The sequence below is a fragment of the Streptomyces lincolnensis genome (genome assembly GCF_021173675.1).
Lineage (GTDB): Bacteria > Actinomycetota > Actinomycetes > Streptomycetales > Streptomycetaceae > Streptomyces > Streptomyces lincolnensis_B.
Map to the genome: position 1 here is coordinate 23,087 of NZ_JAIHON010000014.1, position 24,427 is coordinate 47,513.

Here is a 24,427-nt window from a genome sequence, read left to right on the forward strand (position 1 = left end):
GGCGAGGCTCTTGGACAGGCTGTCGGCGTGGATGACGTGATCGGTCGGCGCCCAACTTCTGGAACGGCGACTGACAGACGAGACCCCGGTAAGGCGCCGATCCGCCTCCACCGGTTCGACGGCGGAGTTCCCACGGCGGCCGGCGTTCCCGACTACGTGATGGGGAAGTCGAAGTAGGTGTCTGGATAAGGTTCGTCTTTCAGCGTGTAATGCCACCACTCGCACTCGTACGCGCTGAAGCCGCAGTCCTCCATGATGGACCGCAGGTTTTCACGGTTTCGCGCTGCGGCTTGCTCGATCCCCGTTGCTCCATGATGGGAGAGGGAATCCATCAGGTCGTGACCACCGCCCATGGTGGCAAGTTCACCGGTGTCCAGGTGATACAGCGTCACATCCACGGTGCCGCCCCGGCTGTGGCCCGACTTGGTGGCCACGTATCCCATCTCGAACATGTCGGTTCTGTCGATGTTCGGATAGTGCCGTGACTTCGTCCGGCCGTCCTCCGGCTGTTGCGACCAGCGGACGAAGCAGTCCACGGCACGTTGCGGGCGGTAGCCGTCCCAGAGCAGCAGGCCGAAGCCGAGGGATCCGGCCTTCTCCTGTGCGTTCTCCAGAGCCGCGCACAGGGCCTTCGTGCCGACGATGCGATTCGCCAAGTAACCGTCCACCGGTTTCCCGGTGAAGTTGTCCCAGGTGGCGTACTTGGCGTCCCAGCGTATTCCGGGGACGAGTTCGTCCACGAAGACGAAGTCATCGTTCATCGGAGCTTCCCCGTCAGTGCCAGCGAGACCAGCCGGTCGATCACCTCGGCGAGCGGAAGATCTGCGGCCGCCATCATCCTCGGATAGCGGCTGTACGAGGTCATGCCGGGAAAAGTATTGACCTCGTTGAGGACTACTTCGCCATCCTCCTTGAGGAACATGTCCACCCGCGACAGCCCCCGGCATCCCAGAGCACGGTAGACGGCCTTCGCCTTCTCCTGCACGAGCACTCGCGACTCTTCCGGAATGTCGGCGGGAACGATGGCCACGGAGTTGTCGGATCCGGTCTCGGGCCGGTCCTCCTGGTGGATCCTGAAGAAGCCGTGGGAGAGTGCGATGTGGTCCACCTCCCCCGCGATCAGATCCAGTTCGTTCCCGAGGATGGCGCAGCCGATCTCGCTGCCGGCGACGGCCTCCTCGATCAGCACCTTCGAGTCGTACCGCCGGGCGGTTTCCACCGCACTGAGCAGTTCCTCCTTCCGGGATACCTTGCTGACGCCGAAGGACGACCCCGAGCGGGCCGGCTTCACGAAGACGGGATAGGTGATCCGGTCGGGGTCGATCTCCTCATCCGCCATGACGGTCCAGAAATTCGGCGTGGCGATTCCCGCGCTTCCGGCGACGAGATAGGCGAGGGACTTGTCCATGCACAGCGCGGAACTCTGGATGTCGCAGCCGATGTAGGGGATGCCGGACAGTTCGAGGAGACCCTGTATCGCGCCGTCCTCGCCGAGCTTGCCGTGCAGTACCGGCAGCACGACATCCAGGGCGATCGCCTCGTACCGCCCCTGGTCCAGGACGAGCAGTCCGCGGACCCTGCGGTCCGGTGACAGTACGGCCGGGCGGCAGTTGCCCTCCTCCCAGCCCGAGCCGGGCCCGTCGCAGAGCCTCCAGTCACCGCTCTGCGTGATCCCGATGTAGAACGGCTCGTACTTCACGACGTCAAGATTCCGCGCGACGTCCTGCGCGGACTTGACGGAGACAGGGTGCTCCTCGGAGCAGCCACCGAATATGATGCCGACCTTCAACCTAGCCATGCCGATTCCTTCTTTCGAATTTCAGGCAGTTGGTGATGGAGTTCTCGACCGTGTCACTCAGGGCGTGATCCGTGTAGTACGCGGTGTGCGGAGTGATGAGCACGTTCGGCATCTCCTGCAGCCGCAGCAACGCTTTGTTTTCGATGTCCTTGTCGCGGCAGTCGGCGTAGAAGATTCCTTCTTCCCCTTCGACGACATCCAGCGCCGCCCCGCCCAATCGGCCGCTTTCCAGTGCCGAAACGAGGGCTTCGGTGTCGATGAGGGGACCGCGTCCGGTGTTGATGACGAAAGCGCCGTGTCTCATCCGCTCGATCCGTCGACGGCCGAGGAGATGATGCGTATCCGCGGTAAGCGGCGCGTGGAGCGTCACGATGTCGCTGAGCCGCAGCAACTCATCGAGGGGAACGTGGTCGGCCCCCGCCTTGGGCCGACGGTCATGGGCAAGTGTGCGACTGCCGAAGCCTCGCAGCCTTTCCACGACCGCCGTGCCGATGCGTCCTGTTCCGACAACCCCGATGGTCAGGTCGCGCAGTTCCTTCCCGCGCATCTCGTTCAACCGGTAATCGTGGCGGTCCGAGCGCCGGACGGTGGATTTCGCGTTCCGTACGGCCATCAACATCAGCATCAGCGTGTAGTCGGCCACACTGTCGGGCGAGTAGGCGACATTCCCGATGGAGATGCCGACGCTTGCCGCGTATTCCACATCGATGTGGTTACGTCCGATACTCCGTGTGGAGATGTACCTCACGCCGGCTCGACTGAGGGCGAGCAATGTGGGATTGGTGATCCGGGTCTTGTGACCTACGCTGATGCACCGGTTCCCGGAGGCGAGTTCGGTATTGGCTTCGGATACCGCCTCGTCCGTGATGGTGATGGTGACACCGAAGCGGGGCGCCATCTCCCGGAACAGAGCAGCCTCGTCCGGACCGCATCCGTAGACAGTGATACCCGTTGCCGGGACGGCCGAGGAGGGCGGGATCGCCGGCGATCGGAGGCGGCCGGCCGCTTTTCGGGCTGGTTCGCTGTAGGTCATGCCGACAGTCAAGATGGCGGGGCGTTGCCGGAGTGTATGCGGTTTTCGATACGCCGACGATATACAACAGGCCGGTAGCGTCGAGCACATGGTTACGTTGGCCGTCCATCCGATACCGCTTTTCCCGCACCCGTTTCCCGAGACCCGCGAGACCCCCGAGGCCTCGGCATGATCCCGCTCAGTCTCGGTGAGATCGCCGCGCTCGTCGGCGGGACGGTCTCGGGCGACCGGTCCGTGACGGTGACCGCGCCGGCCGTCCTCGACAGCCGGCAGGCCGAACAGGGCAGCCTCTTCGTCGCCTTCGCCGGTGAGCACGTCGACGGCCACGACTACGCCGAGCGGGCAGGCCGGTCCGGTGCCGTGGCCGTGCTCGGCTCCCGGCCCACGCCGCTGCCCACCGTCGTCGTTGGCGATCCCCGGGCCGCGCTGCAGACGCTCGCCGCCCACGTCGTGGGCCGGCTGCGCGACGGACTGACCGTTGTCGGGGTGACCGGTTCGCAGGGCAAGACCAGCACCAAGGACCTGCTGGCGGCCGTACTTTCGAGCGCCGCGCCGACGATCGCCACGATCGGCTCGCTCAACAACGAACTCGGCGTGCCGCTCACCATGCTGCGCGCCGACGCGGCCACCCGGTTCCTCGTCCTTGAGATGGGAGCCCGTCACGTCGGCGACATCGCCGAGCTCACCGGCCTGGTCGCGCCCGACATCGCCGTCGTCCTCAACGTCGGCAAGGCCCACCTCGGCGAGTTCGGATCGCGCGCGGCCATCGCCAGGGCCAAGGGCGAGTTGGTGCGAGGGCTGGCGCGCGGCGGCACCGCCGTCCTCAACGCCGACGATCCCCGGGTGGCCGCGATGCGCTCGCTGACCGACGGTCCGGTGCTGACCTTCGGCCGGGCGGAGCACGCCCAGGTGCGTGCGCTCGGCCTGGCGCTGGACCGGCTCGGCCGACCGTCCTTCACGCTGCGGACCGCCGCCGCGTCCGTTCCCGTCGCGTTGCCGCACGTGGGCGCCCACCAGGCGATCAACGCGTCGGCTGCCGCGGCGGCGGGGCTGGCGGCCGGCGTATCCCTCGACGTGGCCGCGGCGGGGCTGGCCACCGCTTCGCTGTCGAAGTGGCGCATGCAACCGCGCGGACTCTCCGGCGGCGCCACACTGCTCAACGACTCCTACAACGCCAACCCCGATTCGACCCGTGCCGCCCTGGACGCGCTGGCGGCGATCGAGGGCGGGCGCCGCATCGCCGTTCTTGGCGAGATGCTCGAACTCGGCGACGACAGTGAGGCCGAGCACCGTGCCGTCGGACGGTACGCCGCCTCCCGGGCCGATGTGGTGGCCGCGGTCGGCGAGGCCGCCCGGCCGATTGCCGACGGCATGGGAGAGCGGGCGGTGGTGCTGGCCGACAACTACGCGGCCGTCGACTGGCTGCGCGGCCACCTCGCCGCCGGCGACGTGGTGCTCGTCAAGGCCTCCCGCGGGGCGCGCCTCGACGAGGTCGCCGCCGCGCTCGCGTAGTTCGCCGGGGCGAGCCGGAAGATCCGCGACGCCGAGTTGTTCGAGGCCGCCGCCCGAAGACCACAGGGTGCCGAACGGCCGGTGACGGATCCGAGCTCAGCAAGCTCAGAAACTGTACTGAAACCTCGTCGGGTCAACTGCCGGTGATCACGGCTACTGGATCTGCGCGTTCACACTCCGTAAGAACGGAGGGCTGTCAGGTCAGTTCCAAGCCGCCGTCGATGGTGAGGATCTGCCCGGTGAGCCAGGTGGTGGCTGGATCGGCCAGGCGCAGGAGCCAGGTGGCGACCTCGTCGGGATCACCGCGGCGGCCGAGGGGGATACGGGCAACCTCCTCCCGCTTGATCTGTTCGATGACCGTCTCGGGGAGTCCGGCGGCGGCCAGGGCCTGGCTTTCGGTCGGGCCTGGGGCGAGGGCGTTGACGCGGATGCCGTCAGCGGCGAGCTCCACCGCCCAACTGCGGGTGAGCTGTTCGAGGGCGGCCTTGGAGGCCGCATAGTGGGCGCCGCCCGGCAGTGGCCGATGGCCGAAGGTGCTGGAGACGTTGACGATCGTGCCCCGGCTCCGGCACAGATGCGGCAGCGCGGCACGCGCCAGGAGGCTGGGCGCGACGACGTTGAGGTCGAACAGGGCGGTGATGCCCGAGGCGGTCGTGTCGGCCAGTGGCATCACCTTGGCGGCTCCGGCGTTGTTGACCAGTACGTCCAGTTGTCCCCAGCGGTCAATTACGGCGTCGACCACCTGCTCAGGTGCCCCTGGGTCGCTCAGATCGGCCGAATGGAGGGCGATGGCCGGATACCCGGCGGCGGTCTCCTTCAGGGCATCGATGCGGCGGCCGACTCCCAGCACTCGGGCGCCGACGTCGGCGAAGGCGCGCGCTGCGGCACGGCCGATCCCGGATCCGGCACCGGTGACGATGACGACGCGTTCGGCGAGGTCTGCGGGAGACTTGGCACTCATGGTCACCTCAATGTTCGATGTTCGTGAAACATCGAATAACGTAGCATGGTCGCCATGAAGCAAGCGCGACATCCCGCTCCGAACGAGATCACCCTCATCGACGTGATGGGGGCGCTCAACGACCCCATCCGGGTCGGCCTGGTGCGCGTCCTCGCCGACGACCGTGAACACGGATGGGGCGAACTGCGCGCCCCGGTAGCCAAGTCAACCCTCAGCCATCACCTGCGCGTACTCCGCGACGCCGGCGTCACCCGCACCCGGCAGGAAGGCACCCGCTGCTTCGTCGAACTACGCCGGGACGATCTCGACGCCCGCTTCCCAGGGCTGCTGAACGCCGTCCTCGGCGCCGCCCACCGCGACGACGTCGGCGCCCACGTCGGCCTCGCCGACGACTCACCGTCCGCCTGAGGGACACCAGAGCTATCTGCGGACATGGTCGTGGTACCTGCGGAATGTAACGGCAGGCGTGAGCGGGCCCCTTCACGCCTGGGGTTTCGTCACAGCTTCTCGGCGCCCGCGCCGCATCATGTGTCCGCGCTCTCTCATGTAGAGGTCGAAGGCCCGGTAGACCATCGGCCGCAGCGGCAGGTCCCACTCTCCGACGTGTCTCACGGCCTGGCCGCCGGTGCCGACCTTGAACTGGATCAGTCCGACGTGCGGGTCGTCCGCGTCGAGGGTGGGGGTGATGCCGCGCAGGTCGTAGACGTCGCAGCCGGCCGCCAGTGAGTCGCGGATCATCGCCCACTGGCAGGCGTTGGAGCCGCGCACCTCGCGCTTCTCGGTGGAGGAGGCGCCGTAGGCGTACCACGCGTGGGCGCCGACGCGGATCAGGACGGTGGCGGCGACGAGGTCGCCCTGGTGGTGGGCCAGGTAGAGCCTGATCCGCTCGGGGGCCTCGGCGCGCAGCGCCGCGAACATGGTCTCGAAGTAGGGCAGCGGCCGGGGCGTGAAGCGGTCGCGTTCGGCGGTGTGGACGTAGAGGTCGTGGAACGCCTTCAGGTCCTCACCGACCGTGACCTCGACGCCCTCTCTGGCGGCCTTCTTGATGTTGCGGCGCCAGAGCTGGTTCATGCCCTTGAGGAGGTCGTCCTCGGTTCTGCCGGTCAACGGAATCTCGTACCGGAACTGCGGATGCCCGACCCCGAAGCCGTCCTCCGGGCTCTGCGGCAGCCAGCCGGCGTCCCTGAGCCGGCTGGTCACGCGGGCGCCGACCGGGTCGGCCCACTGCCCGGGTATCTCGGTGAGCCGCTTGACACCCAGGTCGGCGATGCCCTCCTTGACCTGGGCGGCACTCCAGGCGTTCGTGCGCACCGGCGGACCGAGCCTGATCGCGAACGCGCCGTGTGCCTTGAGGTGGGCCGCCAGCGGGTCGAGCCACGCGTCGATCTCGCCGGTCCAGTCGATGACCGGGCCGTCGGGCAGATAGGCCAGCGTGAAGCGTTCGAGGCGCGGTACCGGGCGGTGCAGGACGAGTCCGGCACCGACCAGCTGCCGGTCGTCGTACCAGCCGAGTGATTCGCTGCGCCACTCGGTCTTGACCCGGCCCCATGCCGGGGTCTGCAGGAAGCTGACCGACCGTTGGGCCCGTACGAACGCCAAGTGCTCGGCGACGCTGATCGGCCTGACGGTCAGCCCCCCGCCCACGGCTCCGGCCCCTCGGCGGAGCGCGTTGCGGCTCACCGGTCCGCCGCCCACACGTCGGCGTTGCCGGACGGGGCGCCGATACACCTGGGGTACCACCGGGTCTGGGCCGCTGTTCGCGCTGGTTCGCTGTAGGACATGCCCGCAGTCAAGGCAGGGTGGTGTTGCCGGCCCGTATGCGGTTTTCGATACGCCGACGATATGCGCCCACTCGTAGCGTCGAAGGCATGCGTGTGCGGATCGTCGAGAGCGGGAACCGTGGATAGGCAGGCCGGGCTGAGCGTACGCGTCAGACTCACCCTCAGCTACGCCGGATTCCTCATGGTCGCGGGCTTCCTGCTGCTCGCGGCGATGTGGGTGTTCGTCCTGCGCCACCTGCCTGCCTATACGCCGGTCTCCGGCGGGGTGCTGATCCGCTCCTTTCTCCTGCGCGACTTCGCGACGGCCGCGGGGAGCGTGCTGCTCTTCCTGCTGGTCTTCGGTCTCGTGGGAGGGTGGATCCTCGCCGGCCGCATGCTCGCCCCTCTGACCCGTATCACCCACGCCACCCGCCTGGCCTCGACCGGGTCGCTCTCCCACCGGATCCGACTGCCGGGCCCCACGGACGAGTTCCGCGAACTCGCCGACGCCTTCGACGCGATGCTCGCCCGGCTCGAGGCACACGTCGCCGAACAGCAGAGATTCGCGGCCAACGCCTCCCACGAGTTGCGCACTCCGCTGGCGGTCTCGAAGTCACTGCTCGATGTGGCCCGCGCCGATCCCAACCGTGCCGCCGACCCACTCGTCGACCGCCTCCACGCCGTGAACACCCGGGCCATCGACCTCACCGAGGCACTGCTCCTGCTCAGCCGCGCCGACCGGCGGTCCTTCACGCGAGAACACGTCGACCTGTCCCTCATGGCGGAGGAAGCCACCGAAACACTCCTCCCCCTCGCCGAGAAGAACGGCGTCGCCCTTGAGACCGAAGGTGACATCGCTCCCACGACCGGATCGCCGGCGCTCCTGCTGCAACTGACCACCAACCTCGTCCACAACGCGATCGTCCACAACCTGCCCGCACAGGGCAGCGTGTGGGTCACCACCGAACTCCGCTCCAGGACAGTGGTGCTCACTGTCGAGAACACCGGTGAGCAGGTCGCCCCGGAGCTGGTCTCGACGCTGACCGAGCCGTTCCGGCGCGGCACCGAGCGCGTACACACCGACCACGCGGGCGTCGGCCTCGGCCTGGCCATCGTCAAGACCATCACGCAGGCACACGACGGAACGCTCACCCTCACCCCGCGCCCCGCCGGCGGGCTCCGCATCACCGTAGAACTGCCCACAGCGTCCCCGCACCTCCGGCGGTTGGCTTACGAGGCGCCGCCAAGAACCTCCCGCAGTCGATGCGCGAACTCGTCCGGCTTCCCCGGATATCCGAACTCGCCGTCCAGGAAACCGCCGTGATGGCTCGGGAAGACGGTCACCTGCTGGCCGAGCAGCTCGGCGGTCGCGTCGGAGGTGCGTCCGGTCTGCACGTTCTCGGACTCCTCGCCCACGGCGATCACGATGCGAGTCGGCGCAGCGGCGAGAGCGTCGGCATCCGGCCGATAGCTGCTTACCGCCCATGACCGGTCGGACAGCAGCGGATCGTCGCGCGAGCCGTCATCCTCCGCGGGCATCCCGAAAGCCGCCGGATCCGCCTCCGGCTGTTCGAAGTACGCGTCGGTGAACTCTCCCTCCCACGAGGTCATGACCACGAATGCGGCCATCCCGGCCCCCCACCCCCTCTTCTCGTACGCCTCCCGGACGCCGGCCCGCGCCCGCACGGCCGCCGGGCCGTCCGGCGTGAGGGTGATGAGCGGCGGCTCGTGCGCGACCAGGGTGGTCACGTCCGCCGGATACTTCGCCACGAGCGCGAGCGCGGTGACCGCGCCACCACTGCTCGCGAACATCTCCACCGGCCCGGCCCCGAGCGCCTCGATGACGGCGTGCACGTCGTCGGCCTGCGTCTGCGGCGTGTGGTCGACCCAACCGTCCTTTCGAGTGCTCCGACCGAGCCCGCGCGGGTCGTAGGTGACCACCGTCCGGTCGGGGAAGCGCGCCGCGAGCGCGACGAAGCCAGTGGCATCCATGGGCTGCCCGATCATGAACAGGGGCGGGCGTCCATCTGTGGTCGGCAGCGGCCCGCGAACGTCATAGACGAGGTCGGCGTCCGCTGTCGTGAGTGTGTGAGTCTCCATACCCGTGCAGACCGGCCCCGCCCCTGAAACTCATCGGTGCGGCGGGCGTCACTCCGCGCCGGGCCAGTACCTGCCGACGGCCCCAGTCCTGACCGCGGGACCAGCGCAGCAAGCGAACGCTCGGGTTTGGCCGGGGCCGGACTCGTCGCCGTAGAGCCGTCACGTCTGGTACGGGGAGTCCTGCCGTCGCAGAGGGCACTGGTTCTGCCGGCGTCACGGGCCGAGAGTGGACGCATGACATCACCATTCATCACTGTGACGGCACCACGAAAGGGAACTCTTCGATGAGCGATGGCGCGATCTCCAGCGGTTGGGACGTCCTGGAGGCCTCCCACGAAGCACTGCGCGCGGCGGTCGGCGCCGTCCCCGCCGACGGCTGGCATCTGCCGACGCCCTGTGCGGCATGGACCGTCACCCAGGTATTCCAGCACGCTGTCGGCGACCAGATCGGTTACGCCGCCGCGCTGACCGGCGAACCCGGCCCCGGCTTCAACCCGTTCGCTCCGTCGGGCGATCTGGAGGGGGTGGACCCGGCGGCCTTCCTGGAGGACGCCCTGGCACGCGCGGCGAGGGCTTGGGCGGGGGTCGACCGGGGCGCCGTCGAGGTGCCCGTGCCGGTGCCGCCGCACAAGTTGTCCCCGTGGTCCGGCTCGGCGGCGTGCGGGCTGGACGCGGCGGTCCACGCCTGGGACATCGCCGTGGCGACGGGCCGGCCGTCGCCGCTCACGTCCGAACTGGCCCGCCCCCTCCTCAAGATCGCCGGAGAGATCGCCGAGCCGCTGCGCCCCCACGCGTACTCCGCCGCCCTGGCCCCCGAGCAGGGCGACGACGACGTGGCGGTTCTCCTGCGTTACCTCGGCCGCGACCCCCGCTGGAGCGCCTCGTAGGAGCCGTCCGGTCGATCACGTTCCCGCTTCACCGACGGACTTGACCGCTGCTTGCTGGACGGCGCCCGGCTGCAGGGTGTGCTGGTGGTTGACGCGAACAGCAGGTTCGCCTTGAGTGTGTCGCCCCGTGCCTGGTCAGGTGGTGGTCGGCCACGAGCGCAGCAGGGTCGCGATGGTCGAGGTCGTGCAGGCAGGGTCGCGGAGCAGGTCGCGCAGGGCGATCGCGTCGTCGCGGGTGGGTTTGAGAGGGATGCCGGAGGCCTCCAGGTACATGACGCCGGTGGCGGCGGCCACGGCCATGTTGGAGCGTTCCAGCCACCGGCAGCGACCGAGGACGTGGACGAGGGCGGCGGCTCGGGCGTAGGGGCCGTCGTAGACGGGCTGGTCGAGGAGTTCCGCCGTGTGGGCGGCGACGGCGGCGACCGGGATGCCGTAGTCGTCGGGGGCGGGGTCGCGGGCGCCGGCGATCTCGGCCACCTGCAGGATCCAGGGAACGTCGATGTGCAGGTCCATTACGCGGCGTGGGCGCCCGGGGTGGCCTCCCGGCCCGCGTCGTCGCTCTCGGCCTCGTCGAAGAGTGCCTGGTGTTCGTCGAGGAAGCGGCGCGCGGCGTCCAGCCCCCGGGCGCGCAGGCCGTCCACGTCCTCCCTGACCAGGTGCGCGATGTAGTCGCCGACGCTCAGGCCGCGGTCCTTGGCCCGGGCCTTGGCGAGTTCGGCCACTTCGTCGTCGACGCGGGCGCCGAGTTGGGTCTTTGCCATGCCCGTATGGTAACAGGTGTTACCGCCCGGGACCGCAGGACGGCGAGGTGCACGGTCATCCCATGGCGTCGACTTCCAGGATCGCGGCGGCGAACGCTTCGGGCTGCTCCTGGGGGAGGTTGTGGCCGGCGTTCGGGACGACGTGGTGGCTCCAGGGGCCGGAGAAGTGCGGGGCGTAGCCACTGCCGTCGGTCGGCGGGATGACGCCGTCGGCCTGGCCGTCCAGGGTGACGGCGGGGACGGTGATCTTCGGCTGGTCGAGGAGCCTTCGTTCCAGTCCGGCGTACCGGGGGTCGCCGGGGGCTGCGGCCAGGCGGTGCCGGTAGCTGTGGATCACCACGTCGACGTAGTCCGGGTTGGTCCACAGCCTCGCCGCCTGGGCGAACTCGGCTTCCGTGAACCGCCATTCGGGAGAGTTGCGGTGCCAGACGACGCGGGCCAGGTTCTCCCGGTTGCGCTGGAGTCCCTTGCGGCCGCGTTCGGTGAGGAAGTAGAAGAAGTACCAGGTGCCCTCCTCGATCGCGGGCCGCAGCGGCTCCTGGGCGACGGCGAGGTTCTGGATGAGGTAGCCGTTCACGCAGACCACGCCCGTGCAGCGCTCCGGCCACAGCGCGGCGGCCACGTCGCCGGCCCGCCCGCCCCAGTCGTATCCGGCGAAGAGCGCCCGCGGGATGCGCAGTGCGTCCATGAAGGCGATCAGGTCCGCGCCGAGTGCCGCCTGCTGACCGGAACGGAACGTGTTCGCGCGCAGGAACCGGGTTTCTCCATGGCCGCGCAGGTAGGGGATGTAGCAGCGGTATCCGCGCCGGGCGAGCGCGGGCGCCACCTCCGCGTAGGAGCCGACAGGGCTGAAGGGCCAGCCGTGCAGGAGGATCACGGGGGTGCCGTGGGACGGGCCCACGTCGTGGTAGGCGATGTCGAGGACGTCGGTGCGGGTATGACGTACGGGGCCCAGGTCAGGAGCGATCCGTCCGGTCGGCGCCCCGTTCGTGTGTGCCGACGCCCGCCCCACTCCGGTGACGCCGGCAGCTCCGGTCGCCGCGGCCGCCGTCATGGCCTGGGTCAGTCTCCGCCTGCTGATCATGTCACTTCCTCGTGTTCGATCCGGAGCGTTCGGAGCAGCTCGCACACACACCTGCATCCATCACCGCTCTAACAGGTGACTAGAATTGTCGTGTCAGGTGTGTCTGTCAAGGATCGGCGGCGCGGTGCGGTCCTGTGGGTTGCTTCGGTGCATACGTGTGTGTCGAGCGCAGGCTCTCTCAATCGGTGACGCATGGGTTCCATGGCAGTCAAACGACGGTCGTCCGCCGCTCGGCGGACGGATGGGTGGCACGCCGGGCATGGGTGCCTACCAGAGCGCGAAGTTCGCCGTGGAGGGGTTCTCCGAGGTCCTGGCGGGCGAGGTCGATCCCATCGGGATCAGGGTCGTCATCGCCGAGCCGGGCACCTTCCGGACCGACCGGCAGGGCTCGTCGATGGAACTGCGCGCGGTGGGCGCCGACCATGCCGACTATGAGGAGACCGTCGACCTCATGAACAAGTACCGGGCGGAGAACAACGGTTCACAGCCGGGTGACCCAATCCGCGCGGCCAGGGTCCTCGTCGACATCGCCCACCACGACGACCCGCCGCGCCGGATCCTGCGGGGCGCCCAGGCCGTGGCCATAGGCTTGGAGGCGGGCGAGGCGCGCGCCGTGGAGACCAGGGCGGTGGCCGAGGTCAGAGGCGCCGCGGACTTTCCGGGGGAAGCCGACAACACGATGTTCCGAGTTCCACGGAAGTCCGCGCCGGTGGCAGGAGGTTGGGCACCTGCCACCGTCGGCGGTCGTCCGGGGGTGTGCGTGCGGTCCGCCAGGTCAGACGGTGATGGTCTTGTACTCGGTGTAGGTGCCGAGGCCGACCGCGCCGTACTCGCGGCCGATGCCGCTGGCCTTGAAGCCGCCGAAGGGGCCGTCGAAGGCGATGGAGGCCCCGTTGACAGTGATGGTGCCGGTGCGGACGCGGCGGGCGACCGCCAGGGCGTGGGCCTCGTCGGTGGACCAGACGCCGCCGGAGAGGCCGTACTCGGAGTCGTTGGCGATACGGACGGCCTCGTCCTCGTCGTCGTAGGCGATGACCACCAGGACCGGGCCGAAGATCTCCTCCTGGGCGATGCGCATGGAGTTGTCCACGTCGGCGAAGACGGTGGGGGTGACGTAGTTGCCCTTCTCCAGGCCTTCGGGGATGTGCGGGCCGCCGGTGACCAGGCGGGCACCCTCATCGATGCCGAGCTGGATGTAGTTGCGCACCCGTTCCTGCTGGTCAGGGCGGATCATCGGGCCGATGAAGGTGTCCGGGTCGTCCGGGTCGCCGACCTTCAGCGACTCCACCAGTTCCTTCAGCGCGCTCACGACCTCCTCGTAGCGGCTGCGCGGGGCCAGGATGCGGGTCTGGGCGATGCAGGACTCGCCGTTGTTGAGCAGGGAGGCGAACTTCACGCCCGCGACGGCCTTGTCGATGTCGGCGTCGGACAGGATGATCGCGGCGGACTTGCCGCCCAGCTCCAGGCTGACCCGCTTGAGCTGCTCGCCGGCGAGCGCGGCGATACGACGGCCGGCCCGGGTCGAGCCGGTGAAGGCGATCTTGTCGATCTCCTCGTGCTTCACCAGGTACTCGCTGGTCTCCCGGTCCGCGGGCAGGACGCTGATCACACCCTCGGGCAGGCCCACTTGCTCCAGCAGCTCGGCCAGGAATCCCATGCTCAGCGAGTTCTCCGGGGACACCTTGAGGACCACGGAGTTGCCGGCGAGCAGGGAGGGGATGATCTTCGAAGTGGCCGAGGAGAAGGGCGAGTTCCACGGGATCACCGCGGCGACGACACCGACCGCCTCGCGGCGCACCACACTGCGCACCGGGGAGGCGGGGTCGGAGGGCGTCAGGGTCTCCTCCCAGGCGAACTCCTCGGCCGCCTTCAGGTAGGCGTTGGCCTGGCGGGTCAGGCCGGGTTGGCCGGCGCGGGTGAACCAGCCCGCGGAGCCGTTCTCCAGCGAGATCAGGTGCGCGATCTTCTCCGCGTGCTCCTCGCGCAGGGCGTTGAAGCGGCGCAGGACCGCGATCCGCTCCGCCGGCGGGGTCAGCCGCCACTCCCCCGTCTCGAAGGACGCCCGCGCCACGGCGACCGCACGGTCGATGTCCGCCGGCTGCGCCTGCGCGGCGCGGCCGACCACCGACCGGTCGTGCGGGGAGGCGATGTCCAGCAACTCCGTACTGCTCGGCTCGACCCAGGAACCGCCGATGAAAAGCCGGTCATAGGTGATCATGCGCTTCTCTCTTCCCGTGCACTGTCGGTGCTTCCGATCAGCTCGTCTATTATCCGCCACTTCAATGTAGCACTTTGATGATTTAAGAGCACATGCGAGATACTCTTATGAGATGAGAGCCGACGCAGGTGGCAGAGTCGAGGTCGACACCTATCTGCACGGCCTCGGTCGAATGGCTCGCCCGCGGCTCACCGTCATATGACTGCTGTATCCGGGTTCGTTGCGGACGAGAGTATGTGCCGCCGGCCCCGCTCCCGCACCGGTCACCGAAACACATGACGGAAGGTCTCACATGTTCAACAGGCGTACTTTCGGCAAGGCCGTCGGTCTGGGCACCGGTGCGGCCGCGGTCTCGCCGGCCGGCCTGCCGGCCGGCGAGACCGCGGCGACCGCCTCGTCCACACCGGGCGCCTCGTCCACACAGCGCGGCCCGTCCGCTCCCACCGTGCCCGCCGTCACCCCCGGCACCCACACCGGCTTCGCCACGGTCAAGCAGGTCAGGGCCGGCCTGCTGAATGTCGGGTACGCCGAACTCGGCCCCGCCCACGGCCCGGTCGTGATCTGCCTACATGGCTGGCCGTACGACATCCACAGCTACGTCGACGTCGCCCCGCTCCTCGCCGACCAGGGCTACCGCGTCCTCGTCCCCTATCTGCGCGGCCACGGCAGCACCCGCTTCCAGTGGGGGGGGGGGGGGGGGGGGGGGGGGGGGGGGGGGGGGGGGGGGGGGGGGGGGGGGGGGGGGGGGGGGGGGGGGGGGGGGGGGCTGCGGGCCCCTGGGGGGGGGGGGGGGGGGGGGGGGGCCCCGGGTCGGGGGGTGTCCGTCCTCGGTCCGGCGGAACTGTGGCTTTTAGCTGTGCTGCGTGTCGGACGCCGGCCGCTGCGGGCGGACACCCCCCGCCCCGTCCCCTCACCGCCGTGGGCGGCCACGACGCCCACGGCTGGGGTGCCTCATGTCGCCGGGCGACCGCAGCTTGCTCAGGGGCGCGGGGCTGTATCGATGTGCGGCTCCGCCGCGTGGGCGCGACCAGCCCCCACCCACCCGCAGCCGCTCTACGACCCCCGGCCCCCACGCATGGCGCCCCCGCCGTCGGGATGGAGGAGACTTGGGGCATGTCCATTCACGAGAACCTTCTCGGGGGCCCGCCCCCGACCCACCTGCCCGACGATCCGGAGCCGCGGGAGCTGCTGGCGAACGGCACCTCGCCGGCGGACGTGGCGGCGAAGTACCCGACGTCCTCGCTGGCCTGGGCCCGCCTGGCCGACGAGGCGTTCGAGCGGGGCAGTGTGGTGGAGTCGTACGCCTATGCCCGTACGGGATACCACCGCGGCCTGGACGCTCTGCGTAGGAGCGGCTGGAAGGGGCACGGCCCGGTGCCCTGGGAGCACGAGCCGAACCGCGGCTTCCTGCGGGCCCTGCACGGGCTGGCGCGGGCCGCGCAGTCGATCGGGGAGCAGGAGGAGTACGAGCGCTGCTCGCAGTTCCTGAAGGATTCGTCGCCGACGGCGGCCCAGACGCTGGGCTGATCGCGTTTCTCCGGTTCCTCGGTGTGGCCCGTCTGTGTGATCAGGCGGGCCTTGCCTTTTCGGCGGACCATCGAAGAAGATGCCCGGCGGGGACCGGGGCCCCCGTGTCGGTAACGGCAGGGGCGGACCGCTACCCGGAGTACACATCAGGAGACAGCGATGTCGTCCCATGAGGCTCACGAAGCGCACGAGCCGGAGACCCCGCATCTCGACTTCCAAGGCACGACGCCGTACGAGGACTACGTCAAGGCGGACGTGCTCACCCACCTCCAGCACACCCTCTCCGACGACCCCGGAGAGATGGTCTTCCTGGTCACCACCCAGGTGATGGAGCTGTGGTTCACCGTCATCGTCCACGAGTGGGAGACCGCGGCGCGGGCGCTGCGGGAGGACGACGTGCCGGTCGCGGTCGCCGCCCTGAAGCGGTCCGTGCGGGAGCTGGAGGCGCTCAACGCCTCCTGGAAGCCGCTCGGGCAGCTCACCCCGGCCCAGTTCAACTCGTACCGGAGTGCGCTCGGGGAAGGCTCGGGTTTTCAGTCGGCGATGTACCGCCGCATGGAGTTCCTGCTCGGCGACAAGTCCGCGTCCATGCTGGTCCCGCACCGGGGCGCGCCCCGCGTCCACGCCGAGCTGGAGAAGGCGCTGCACGAGCCGAGCCTGTACGACGAGGTGCTGCGGCTGCTGGCCCGGCGCGGACACGCGATCCCGGACGCCGTGGTGGGGCGTGACGTCTCGCGGCGCTACGAGCCCTCCGAGGAGGTGGAGGCCGTCTGGACGGCTCTCTACTCCGGTGACGAGAGCGACGAACTCGCCCGGCTCGGCGAGGCGTTGACCGACGTGGCCGAGCTGGTGTGGCGCTGGCGCAACGACCACCTGGTCGCCACCCGTCGGGCCATGGGCGCCAAGGCCGGCACGGGCGGCTCCGCCGGGGTGGCCTGGCTGGAGAAGCGGGCCGGCAAGAACGTCTTCCCCGAGCTGTGGACGGCGCGGTCCCATGTCTGAACTTGCTTTCAAAGCGGGGGAGTTGGATGCGGGGGACGGGCTAGCGGGCGTGCGTTCGCGGTTCGTCCTCGATGACGTCGTGTACCTGGACGGGAACTCGCTGGGCGCGCTGCCGGCTTCCGTCCCGGGGCGCGTCGACGATGTCGTACGGCGGCAGTGGGGTGAGCTGAGGATCCGGTCCTGGGAGGAGAGTGGGTGGTGGACCGCGCCCGAGCGGATCGGTGACCGGATCGCTCCGCTGGTGGGGGCCGGGGTCGGGCAGGTCGTGGTCGGGGACTCGACGAGTGTCAATGTCTTCAAGGCGCTTGTGGGGGCTGTGCGGTTGGCCCGGCTGGGTTCCGGTTCCGGTTCTGGTTCTGGTTCTGTGCGGGACGAGCTTGTAGTTGATGCCACTACCTTTCCCACGGACGGTTACATCGCCGAGTCCGCCGCCCGGCTGACCGGCTGCACGCTGCGGCCGGTCACTCCGGAGCGGGTGCCGGAGGTGCTGGGCGCGCGGACCGCCGCCGTGCTGCTGAACCACGTCGACTACCGCTCCGGGCGGCTGCACGACCTGCCCGCGCTGACGGACGCCGTGCACGCGGCGGGCGCGGTCGTGGTCTGGGACCTGTGCCACAGTGCGGGCGCCCTGCCGGTCGGGCTCGACGCGCACGGCGTCGATCTGGCCGTCGGCTGCACCTACAAGTACCTCAACGGCGGGCCGGGGTCACCGGCCTACCTGTATGTGCGGCGCGAGCTGCAGGACCGGTTCGACTCCCCGTTGCCCGGGTGGAACTCGCATGCCGAGCCCTTCGGCATGCGGCCCGACTACGAACCCGCGGCGGGCGCGCTCCGGGGGCGGGTCGGTACGCCCGACATCCTCTCCATGCTGGCCCTGGAGGCGGCCCTCGACGTGTGGGACGGGGTGTCGATCGAGTCCGTACGGGCCAAGTCCCTCGCCCTGACGGATTTCTTCGTGGAGTGCGTGGCGGCCCATGTGCCCGAGGGGCGCGTGGAGTTGGTGACCCCGGTGGCCCACCGGGAGCGCGGCAGCCAGATCGCGCTGCGCTGCGACGACGCCGGGGATGTCATGAAGAAGCTGATCGAGCGCGGTGTGGTGGGCGATTTCCGGCACCCGGACGTCCTGCGCTTCGGCTTCACGCCGTTGTACGTCGGGTTCGGCGATGTGGAGCGGGCGGCGCGGGTGTTGGGGGAGGTGCTGAGGTAGGTGCTGGGGGAGGGGCCGGCTGAGCGCTAGCGGACGCGGACGTAGACCCCCGCTGTCGCGGCGGCGAAGGCGGCGCGGGCCGCCCGGTCCGCTGCGGCGGGGGTCGGGGGCGTGCCGGTGGTGAGCAGGGCGTGGTACAGGGGCGCCGAGACCGCCCGCACTACCTCCTGCGGGTCCGTTCCGAGGGGTAACTCCCCTCGTTTTACGCCTTGTTGCACACAGGGTGCCCACTCGGCGTCCCGGATGTCGTGGCAGCGCCGCAGGGCCTCGGCGGTGCGCTCGTCGCAGGCCGCCGCCGCGATGACCGCGCGGAGCAGCGCGCTCCGGCGGGGGTCGGCGAGAGTGCGTCGTACCAGGTGGGCGTGGGCCGTCAGGTCGCCGAGGACGGAGCCCGTCTCCTCGTACGGCGGGGACTGCTCCGCCATGTCCACGAGCAGGTCGGCGACCAGGGCGGTCACCGTCCCCCAGCGCCGGTACACGGTCGTCTTGCCGACCTCCGCCCGGCGGGCCACGTCCGCCAGGTCGAGATGCGCGAAGCCCCGCTCCGCGAGGACGTCTCCCGCCGCCCGCAGCACGGCCGCGCGGACACGGGCCGTACGCCCTCCGGGACGCACGGTGCCGGGTTCTGCGGACATATCGGCCTCCTTGGGGCTGTCGGGTCGGGCGGCGGCCAGCGTAACGAAACTGAAGAACCGTTTACTCCTCACCGAGCGTGACATCCCCGTGTCCGTGCACGTCATGGGCCTGGTACCGTCCCCGCCAGCGGCCGAAATCCTCCGGGGGACCCTTCCCGGCCTGCCAAATCCGTTTCGACGCTGAGAGGTTGAGAGGTTGGACATGCCGGACGACGCCGTAGTGCGCGAGGCCGTATCCGCCCGTGCCGCCGCCGAAGAGGAGTCGGCCTTCTCGCATCCCGCGGTCGACCCCGACGCCAGCGTGGCGTACGGCGATCATCCCGATCAGGTGATCGACTTCTACGCCCCGCACGGCGAGGCCGGGCCGGGCGGTCTCGCTCCGCTGGTCGTCGTCCTGCACGGGGGTGCGTGGCGGGCGCCGTACGACCGGGGGTATGTGTCGCCGTTCGCGGGGTGGCTGGCGCGGCGGGGGTTCGCGGTGGCGAGTGTGGAGTATCGGCGGGGTGGGGACGGGGTCGGCGGCGGGGGTGCTGGTGCCGTCGGTGGTGATTCGGCGGATACGGGTGCGAGTCCGGTGGCCGGGCGGTGGCCGGAGACCTTCGACGACGTGGCCGCCGCGCTGGACGCGCTGCCCGCGCTCGTGCGTGAGGCCGTTCCGCAGGCCGACCCCCGCCGCATGGTCGTCACCGGGCACTCGGCCGGCGGGCATCTCGCCCTGTGGGCCGCCGCCCGGCATCTGCTGCCCGCCGACGCCCCCTGGTACCTCGACCGTCCGGCCCCGCTGCGCGGCGTGGTCGCGCTCGCCCCGATCGCCGACTTCGCGGTCGCCGAGAAACTCGACGTGTGCGGGGGTGCCAGTCGCCAACTCCTGGGCGGGGACGACCACTTCGCCGAGCGTCGGCCGTACGCCGATCCGGTCCTGCTGCTCCCCACCGGTATCGCCACGACCCTCGTCCAGGGCCGTTCCGACCTGGTCGTCCCGCAGGCGGTCGCCGAGTCGTACGCGGACGCGGCGGCCAAGGCGGGCGAGGTCGTGGGGCTGACCCTGCTGGAGGACGTCGGCCACTTCCCGCTGATCGATCCGGCGGCGGACGCGTGTGCGGTGGTGGCGGAGGAGATCGCCCAACTGGCGTGGTGAGACCGGCGGGATGAGACCGGCGTCGTGAGATCGGCGTCCTGAGATCGGCGGGGTGAGGCCTCTGCCGGGACGGTCCCGGTCGTACCCGTAGTACCTGAGAGCTACGGCGCAGGTGAGCTCCCCGGTGGGACGCGGACGACGTGCGCGGATCCGTAACTTCCCATCCAGACAAGCCCGATGGCCGGGCGGACTGGAAGGGGAGACGACCGTGGGGCTTGGCGAGCGGGTACGGGAGGAGCACGGCGGAGCAGGACCGCGCCGTGTCCGCAGATGGCGTCGGGGCGTGCTCGCGGCCGTCGTCGCCGCCGCCGTCGTGGTGCCTCTCTCCGCCGCCGCGCGGCCTGAGATTCCCGCCCCGGCGCCCGCCGTCTCCGGTCACGTCACCGTGGCCACGCTCGACGAGACGTACGCGGCCAACCGGGCCAACGCGGCCGAGGCGGCCCGGATGGCCGACGCCCACGGCGACCGTGGGCGTGCCGCGGCGGACCGGGCCATGGCGGATCCCGCGCGTCGTTTCCTCACCTTCGACGGCCGGGGCTCCGGCCGGGCCGCCGAGGTCTTCGGCGACCTGGCCCACGCCGACCGCGTCGCCGTCCTGGTCCCCGGTTCGGACACCTCCCTCGACACCTACGACCGCTTCCGCGCCACGGCGGCCCATCTGCGGGACGAGCTGAGACGGCAGACCCTCGCGAGCGGCGACACCGGCTCCGGTCCGCGTACGGCGGTCGTGGCCTGGCTCGGCTACGAGACACCGGGCACCGTCAGCACGACCGTCCTCACCCCGGACCGGGCCGAGCAGGCCGCCCCGCGACTGCGGGAGTTCGTCCGGCAACTGCACGCCCTGGTCGGCGGCGAGGCCCGGCTGTCTTTGGTCTGCCACTCCTACGGCACGGTCGTCTGCGCCCGTGCCGCCGGCGGCCTGGACGTGGACGACCTCGCCCTGGTGGGCAGCCCCGGCACCGGCGCCGACACCGTCGCCGGCCTGCACACCCGGGCCCGCGTCTGGGCGGCGCGCGGCTCCGACGACTGGGTGGGGGAGGTGCCGCATGTCGAGGCCGACCTGTTCGGCACGACCGTCGGCTTCGGCACCGACCCCGTCTCCCCGGCCTTCGGCGCCGATGTCTTCGCCGCCGGTGACGGCGGCCACAGCGACTACTTCACACCGGGCTCGGTCTCCCTGACCAACCTGGCCCGGATCGTCCTCGGCGAGACCTCGGAGGTCACCCGTGCGTGAGACGACAGCGCCCGCAGCCAGAGGTGAGATGGCCTCGCCCGCAGCCAAGGGCAAGGCAGCATCGCCCGTGGCCACAGGCGGGACGACAGCGCCGGTGCGTGACACGGCGGCTCCGCGCTCGGCTCGGCACGGCATACGCCGGGGTGCGTGGCAGGAGATACGGCGGCGTGCCGGCCGGGTCGATGCCGCCACCCCGGCCGAGCGGGACCGCGCGGTCGACGCGCTGCGGGCCGTCGCGATCCTCGGGGTGGTGCTCGGGCACTGGCTGGTGACCGCGCTGGTCGCCGACGGCGGCGCGCTGCGCACCGCGAGCCCGCTCCAGCACATGCCCTGGCTGGCCCCGATCTCCTGGGTCTTCCAGACGCTGGCGGTGTTCTTCCTCGTCGGCGGCCATGTGGCGACGCGCGGCTACGCCTCGGCGCGTGCTCGCGGCACGACGTACGGACAGTGGCTGACCGCCCGGCTGTCCCGGCTGTTCAGACCCGTGGCCGCCCTGCTGGTCCTGTGGACGGTGGCCGCCGGGGCCCTGCTCCTCACGGGCGCCGAGATGGCGACGGTGCACACGCTGGTCAAGCTGGCCCTGTCCCCGCTGTGGTTCCTGCTGGTCTTCGCCGCCCTGACCGCGGCGACCCCGCTCCTGCTCCGCCTCCACCCGCTCTGGCCGCTGGCCGTCGTGCTGTACGTGGACCTGTTCCGCTTCGGTCTGGGCGGTCCGTCCTGGCTCGGCTGGGTGAACCTGGCGGCCGGCTGGCTGGTGCCGTACACCCTGGGTGCCGCCTGGACCCGGGGCGAGCTGGAGAGCCGGCATGCGGGCCGGGTGCTGCTCGTCGGCGGGACGGTGGCCACGGCGGTGCTGGTCGCCTTCGCCGGATATCCGGCGTCGATGGTCGGCGTCCCCGGGGCGGGGGTCTCCAACCTGAACCCGCCGACGCTGGCCGCCGTCACCTTCGGACTGGCCCAGTGCGGTCTCGCGCTGCTGCTGCGCGATCGGCTGCGCGGTGCGATGCGGCGGCCCCTGGCGTGGGCGGCGGTGGCGCTGGTCAACCTCTCCGCGATGACGATCTTCCTGTGGCACCAGACGGCCCTGATGGCGACCACGGCCACCGGTCTCCTCGCCGGCCGCCTGCCGGGGCTGCACACGCGGCCCGACGGGCTGGACTGGGTGGCGGCCCGCCTGGCCTGGCTGCCGGTCCTCACTTTCGCCCTGGCCGTCTGCTGGGCGGCCTTCAGGTCTTACGAGCACGGTCCCCGGCGGAGCGGGAAGCGGCCGTCCCGGGTGGTCCGCGTCCACCGCGGCCCGCGCACCGGGGAAGCGAAAGCGGTGCGTGGTGCCTAGGGTTGGCGGCGTGACGGAGACGGGGAGCCGACGCGTGATCGTGCGGCGCGTGCGGGCGGGGTTGCGGGTGCTGCGGGACGACCTGTGCACGCTCCGGGTGGACCCGCTGCCGCCCTCGGTATGGCTGCGCTGGCTGCCGCACGGGGTGGTGTGTCTGGCCGCGCTGGGAATCATGCTCGGCGGTCTGCCCCAGCTCCAGGACAACGGCCACCTGGGTTTCGGGGCCGCCTTCACGATCGCCGTCGCCCAGGGCGGCGCGACGGTGCTCGCCCTGTGGCGGCCCGTCCCGGCGTGGTGGCTGTCGATGGCGGGCAGCGTGGTCGGGGCCCTCTTGCTGCGCGCCGAGCTGGGTCCGGACGTGGCGGGCCGGTTCGTCTGGCCCTGGACCGCGGCCGGGATCATCGCCCACCTGTTGGTGCTGCTGTTGCTCGCGCTCCGGGTGCCCACCCGGGTCTCCGCCGAGGCACTGGTGCTGACCGGGCTGGCCACCTGGCTCGTCGAGGGGGTGTGGGGAAACTCCCACTACGGGTCCAGCAGCGTCCTCACGGTCTGTCTCTCCGCCATCGTCGTGGTGCTGGGCATGGCCCTGCGCGGCCGCCGCGAGGCCCGTGCGGAACTGGGCCGGCAGACCACCCTCACCGCCGAGGAGCGCGCCCGGCGCACCCTGCTGGAGGAGCGCAGCCGCATCGCGCGCGAGCTGCACGACGTGGTGGCCCACCACATGTCGGTCATCTCGATCCAGGCCCAGGTCGCCCCGCACCTCGTCAAGGACCCCCCGGAGGAGCTGAAGGAGAACCTCGCCGGCATCCGGCAGAACGCCCTGGAGGCACTGGGTGAACTGCGCCGGGTCCTGGGTGTGCTGCGCGCCGAGCACCCCGACGGTCCGGACGACCCCGACGCGCCGGACGGTGGCGCCCTGCACGCCCCGCAGCCCACCCTCGACCGGATCGACACGCTGGTGGAGAACACCCGGGCCGCGGGCCTCACGGTGAACGTGCAGGTCAAGGGCGAGCGGCGGCCGCTGCCGCCCGGCGTGGAGCTGTCGGCGTACCGGATCGTGCAGGAGGCGCTGAGCAACGTCCTGCGGCACGCGCCCGGGGCGACCGTCACCGTCGTCCTCGTCCATCACCGGTTCGGGCTGGACGTGAAGGTCAGCAACTCGCGGCCCAGACGGCGGGTGCCGCCCTCCCCGGGTGCGGGGCACGGGCTGCTCGGCATGCGGGAGCGGGCGATGATGCTCGGTGGCTCCCTGGCCGCGGGGCCGCGGTCCGGCGGCGGTTACGAGGTGGTCGCGTACATACCGGTCCCCACGCCCGCCGACCTCCCGGACGGCGACGGCGCGCTCCGCACACCGGATCCGGCCTCCGCACCGGCCGTCGGCCCGACCACCCGCCCTCCCACCGATCCGAAGGACGACACCGCATGACGAGCGGCACCCACGGCACCCATGACACCGGCGGAACCGGCGGATCCATCCGGGTTCTCATCGCCGACGACCAGCAGATGGTCCGGCAGGGCTTCACCGTGCTGCTCAACACCCAGCCCGACATCGACGTGGTCGGGCAGGCGGTGGACGGACTCGACGCCATCGCCAAGGTCGACGAACTCGTGCCGGACGTCGTCCTCATGGACATCCGCATGCCCGAGCTGGGCGGCATCGAGGCCACCCGCCGCATCACCGGTGAACGCCCGGACATCAGGGTGCTGGTACTGACCACCTTCGACCTGGACGAGTACGTGTACGAGGCGCTGCGGGCCGGGGCGTCCGGGTTCCTGCTGAAGGACGCCTCCGCGGACCAGCTCGCCGAGGCGGTGCGGGTGGTGGCGGCCGGGGACGCGCTCCTCGCGCCCGGTATCACCCGCCGGCTGATCGCCGAGTTCTCCCGGCTCGGCGACCGGCCCCGCGCCCCGCTCAAGGAGCGCGTCGGCGGCCTGACCGAGCGCGAGACGGAGGTGCTCGCGCTGATCGCCCAGGGCCTGTCCAACGCGGAGATCGCGGAGCGGCTGGTGGTCGCCGAGCAGACGGTGAAGACCCATGTGGGCCGCATCCTGGTCAAGCTGGGTCTGCGGGACCGTACGCAGGCGGCGGTGTTCGCCTACGAATCGGGGCTGGTGCGGCCCTCGGGGTACTGAACGGGGGTACTGACGGCGGGGCGCGGACCCGCGGGCATGACCCGTAGTACCTGAGAGGGACGCCGACGAACCCCTCTCACTGGGGACGACCGCGACCCCGG

The 24,427-nt window shown here is 70.8% G+C and carries 23 protein-coding genes and 2 pseudogenes; 14 read left to right on the forward strand and 11 right to left on the reverse strand.

All coding sequences use genetic code 11. From position 1 onward, the window contains the following. Positions 1–152 precede the first annotated feature (152 nt). The 3 genes from vanX to vanH are packed head-to-tail and all read right to left on the reverse strand — an operon-like array spanning position 153 to position 2,831. Positions 153–761, reverse strand: a complete 609-nt coding sequence (gene vanX, locus K4B79_RS35680; protein WP_232031574.1) for a D-Ala-D-Ala dipeptidase VanX — start codon at positions 759–761, stop codon at positions 153–155. Further along, positions 758–1,798, reverse strand: a complete 1,041-nt coding sequence (gene vanA-Sc, locus K4B79_RS35685) for a D-alanine--(R)-lactate ligase VanA-Sc (protein ID WP_232031576.1) — start codon at positions 1,796–1,798, stop codon at positions 758–760. Before vanA-Sc ends, vanX begins: the two co-directional genes overlap by 4 nt. Next, entirely contained in the window at positions 1,791–2,831 is a 1,041-nt protein-coding gene (gene vanH / locus K4B79_RS35690) for a D-lactate dehydrogenase VanH (RefSeq protein WP_232031577.1), read from the reverse strand. Before vanH ends, vanA-Sc begins: the two co-directional genes overlap by 8 nt. Positions 2,832–2,999: 168 nt before the next feature. Between vanH and K4B79_RS35695 the strand changes: the two genes are divergently transcribed. After that, positions 3,000–4,343, forward strand: coding sequence for a UDP-N-acetylmuramoyl-tripeptide--D-alanyl-D-alanine ligase (locus K4B79_RS35695; RefSeq protein WP_232031578.1), 1,344 nt, complete (start codon positions 3,000–3,002; stop codon positions 4,341–4,343). A 196-nt stretch (positions 4,344–4,539) separates the two neighbouring features. Here K4B79_RS35695 and K4B79_RS35700 read toward each other — a convergent pair whose 3' ends face one another. After that, the gene (locus K4B79_RS35700) at positions 4,540–5,304 is read right to left on the reverse strand and encodes an SDR family NAD(P)-dependent oxidoreductase (RefSeq protein ID WP_232031579.1); all 765 of its coding nucleotides are present in this window, start codon (positions 5,302–5,304) and stop codon (positions 4,540–4,542) included. Between the two features lie 54 nt (positions 5,305–5,358). Here K4B79_RS35700 and K4B79_RS35705 point away from each other — a divergent pair, with 54 nt between their 5' ends. After that, a complete protein-coding gene (locus K4B79_RS35705) occupies positions 5,359–5,712 on the forward strand; it encodes an ArsR/SmtB family transcription factor (protein WP_374208546.1) in 354 nt (117 codons plus the stop codon). 72 nt (positions 5,713–5,784) lie between these two features. Here the strand turns inward: K4B79_RS35705 and K4B79_RS35710 are convergent, their stop codons facing one another. Further along, entirely contained in the window at positions 5,785–6,948 is a 1,164-nt protein-coding gene (locus K4B79_RS35710; protein ID WP_232031581.1) for a lipid II:glycine glycyltransferase FemX, read from the reverse strand. A 255-nt stretch (positions 6,949–7,203) separates the two neighbouring features. Between K4B79_RS35710 and K4B79_RS35715 the strand changes: the two genes are divergently transcribed. Then, positions 7,204–8,388: a sensor histidine kinase gene (locus tag K4B79_RS35715; RefSeq protein WP_232031582.1), complete on the forward strand. Its 1,185-nt coding sequence runs from the start codon at positions 7,204–7,206 to the stop codon at positions 8,386–8,388. Here the strand turns inward: K4B79_RS35715 and K4B79_RS35720 are convergent. Then, positions 8,295–9,164, reverse strand: a complete 870-nt coding sequence (locus tag K4B79_RS35720; protein WP_232031583.1) for an alpha/beta fold hydrolase — start codon at positions 9,162–9,164, stop codon at positions 8,295–8,297. The two genes, K4B79_RS35715 and K4B79_RS35720, sit on opposite strands and share 94 nt — an antisense overlap. 284 nt (positions 9,165–9,448) lie before the next feature. Between K4B79_RS35720 and K4B79_RS35725 the strand changes: the two genes are divergently transcribed. Then, positions 9,449–10,051: a TIGR03086 family metal-binding protein gene (locus tag K4B79_RS35725; RefSeq protein WP_232031584.1), complete on the forward strand. Its 603-nt coding sequence runs from the start codon at positions 9,449–9,451 to the stop codon at positions 10,049–10,051. A 135-nt stretch (positions 10,052–10,186) separates the two neighbouring features. Here K4B79_RS35725 and K4B79_RS35730 read toward each other — a convergent pair whose 3' ends face one another. From K4B79_RS35730 to K4B79_RS35740, 3 genes are read right to left on the reverse strand one after another with little or no spacing between them, the layout of a single operon-like run. Further along, positions 10,187–10,564 (reverse strand): fic family toxin-antitoxin system, toxin component, encoded by a 378-nt coding sequence (locus K4B79_RS35730; RefSeq protein ID WP_232031585.1) that lies wholly within the window; start codon positions 10,562–10,564, stop codon positions 10,187–10,189. Continuing rightward, positions 10,564–10,812 carry a hypothetical protein gene (locus K4B79_RS35735; protein ID WP_232031586.1) on the reverse strand — a complete coding sequence of 83 codons (249 nt, stop codon included), beginning with the start codon at positions 10,810–10,812 and terminating at the stop codon, positions 10,564–10,566. The genes K4B79_RS35730 and K4B79_RS35735 overlap by 1 nt, the downstream gene beginning before the upstream one ends. Positions 10,813–10,867: 55 nt before the next feature. Further along, positions 10,868–11,896, reverse strand: coding sequence for an alpha/beta fold hydrolase (locus K4B79_RS35740; RefSeq protein ID WP_232031587.1), 1,029 nt, complete (start codon positions 11,894–11,896; stop codon positions 10,868–10,870). Between the two features lie 259 nt (positions 11,897–12,155). Here K4B79_RS35740 and K4B79_RS48725 point away from each other — a divergent pair. Next, positions 12,156–12,230, forward strand: a pseudogene (locus K4B79_RS48725) (SDR family NAD(P)-dependent oxidoreductase); the annotation flags it as partial. Positions 12,231–12,671: 441 nt separating this feature from the next. On the opposite strand, the gene K4B79_RS35750 reads toward K4B79_RS48725, so the two are convergent. Next, positions 12,672–14,114: an aldehyde dehydrogenase gene (locus tag K4B79_RS35750; protein WP_232031588.1), complete on the reverse strand. Its 1,443-nt coding sequence runs from the start codon at positions 14,112–14,114 to the stop codon at positions 12,672–12,674. 292 nt (positions 14,115–14,406) lie between these two features. Here K4B79_RS35750 and K4B79_RS35755 point away from each other — a divergent pair. From K4B79_RS35755 to kynU, 4 genes and pseudogenes are all read left to right on the forward strand, one after another. Next, positions 14,407–14,793, forward strand: a pseudogene (locus K4B79_RS35755) (alpha/beta fold hydrolase); the annotation flags it as partial. A gap of 434 nt (positions 14,794–15,227) precedes the next feature. Beyond that, positions 15,228–15,641 (forward strand): DUF3151 domain-containing protein, encoded by a 414-nt coding sequence (locus K4B79_RS35760; protein ID WP_232031589.1) that lies wholly within the window; start codon positions 15,228–15,230, stop codon positions 15,639–15,641. 159 nt (positions 15,642–15,800) lie between these two features. Continuing rightward, positions 15,801–16,643: a tryptophan 2,3-dioxygenase family protein gene (locus tag K4B79_RS35765; RefSeq protein ID WP_232031590.1), complete on the forward strand. Its 843-nt coding sequence runs from the start codon at positions 15,801–15,803 to the stop codon at positions 16,641–16,643. Continuing rightward, the gene (gene kynU, locus K4B79_RS35770) at positions 16,636–17,850 is read left to right on the forward strand and encodes a kynureninase (RefSeq protein ID WP_232031591.1); all 1,215 of its coding nucleotides are present in this window, start codon (positions 16,636–16,638) and stop codon (positions 17,848–17,850) included. Before K4B79_RS35765 ends, kynU begins: the two co-directional genes overlap by 8 nt. 26 nt (positions 17,851–17,876) lie before the next feature. On the opposite strand, the gene K4B79_RS35775 is transcribed toward kynU, so the two are convergent. Then, complete coding sequence (locus tag K4B79_RS35775) at positions 17,877–18,485, reverse strand: TetR/AcrR family transcriptional regulator (protein WP_232031592.1); 609 nt, start codon at positions 18,483–18,485, stop codon at positions 17,877–17,879. Between the two features lie 202 nt (positions 18,486–18,687). Here K4B79_RS35775 and K4B79_RS35780 point away from each other — a divergent pair, with 202 nt between their 5' ends. The 5 genes from K4B79_RS35780 to K4B79_RS35800 all read left to right on the forward strand — a co-directional run bounded on the left by K4B79_RS35780 (position 18,688) and on the right by K4B79_RS35800 (position 24,326). Then, positions 18,688–19,623 carry an alpha/beta hydrolase gene (locus K4B79_RS35780; RefSeq protein WP_232031593.1) on the forward strand — a complete coding sequence of 312 codons (936 nt, stop codon included), beginning with the start codon at positions 18,688–18,690 and terminating at the stop codon, positions 19,621–19,623. Positions 19,624–19,831: 208 nt separating this feature from the next. After that, positions 19,832–20,857 carry an alpha/beta hydrolase gene (locus tag K4B79_RS35785; RefSeq protein ID WP_232031594.1) on the forward strand — a complete coding sequence of 342 codons (1,026 nt, stop codon included), beginning with the start codon at positions 19,832–19,834 and terminating at the stop codon, positions 20,855–20,857. Positions 20,858–20,885: 28 nt separating this feature from the next. Continuing rightward, complete coding sequence (locus K4B79_RS35790; protein ID WP_269464366.1) at positions 20,886–22,193, forward strand: acyltransferase family protein; 1,308 nt, start codon at positions 20,886–20,888, stop codon at positions 22,191–22,193. Positions 22,194–22,203: 10 nt separating this feature from the next. Further along, on the forward strand, positions 22,204–23,619 hold the full coding sequence (locus K4B79_RS35795) for a sensor histidine kinase (protein ID WP_232031595.1): 1,416 nt from the start codon (positions 22,204–22,206) through the stop codon (positions 23,617–23,619). Beyond that, positions 23,616–24,326, forward strand: coding sequence for a response regulator (locus tag K4B79_RS35800; protein ID WP_232031596.1), 711 nt, complete (start codon positions 23,616–23,618; stop codon positions 24,324–24,326). Before K4B79_RS35795 ends, K4B79_RS35800 begins: the two co-directional genes overlap by 4 nt. The last annotated feature ends 101 nt before the right edge of the window (positions 24,327–24,427 follow it).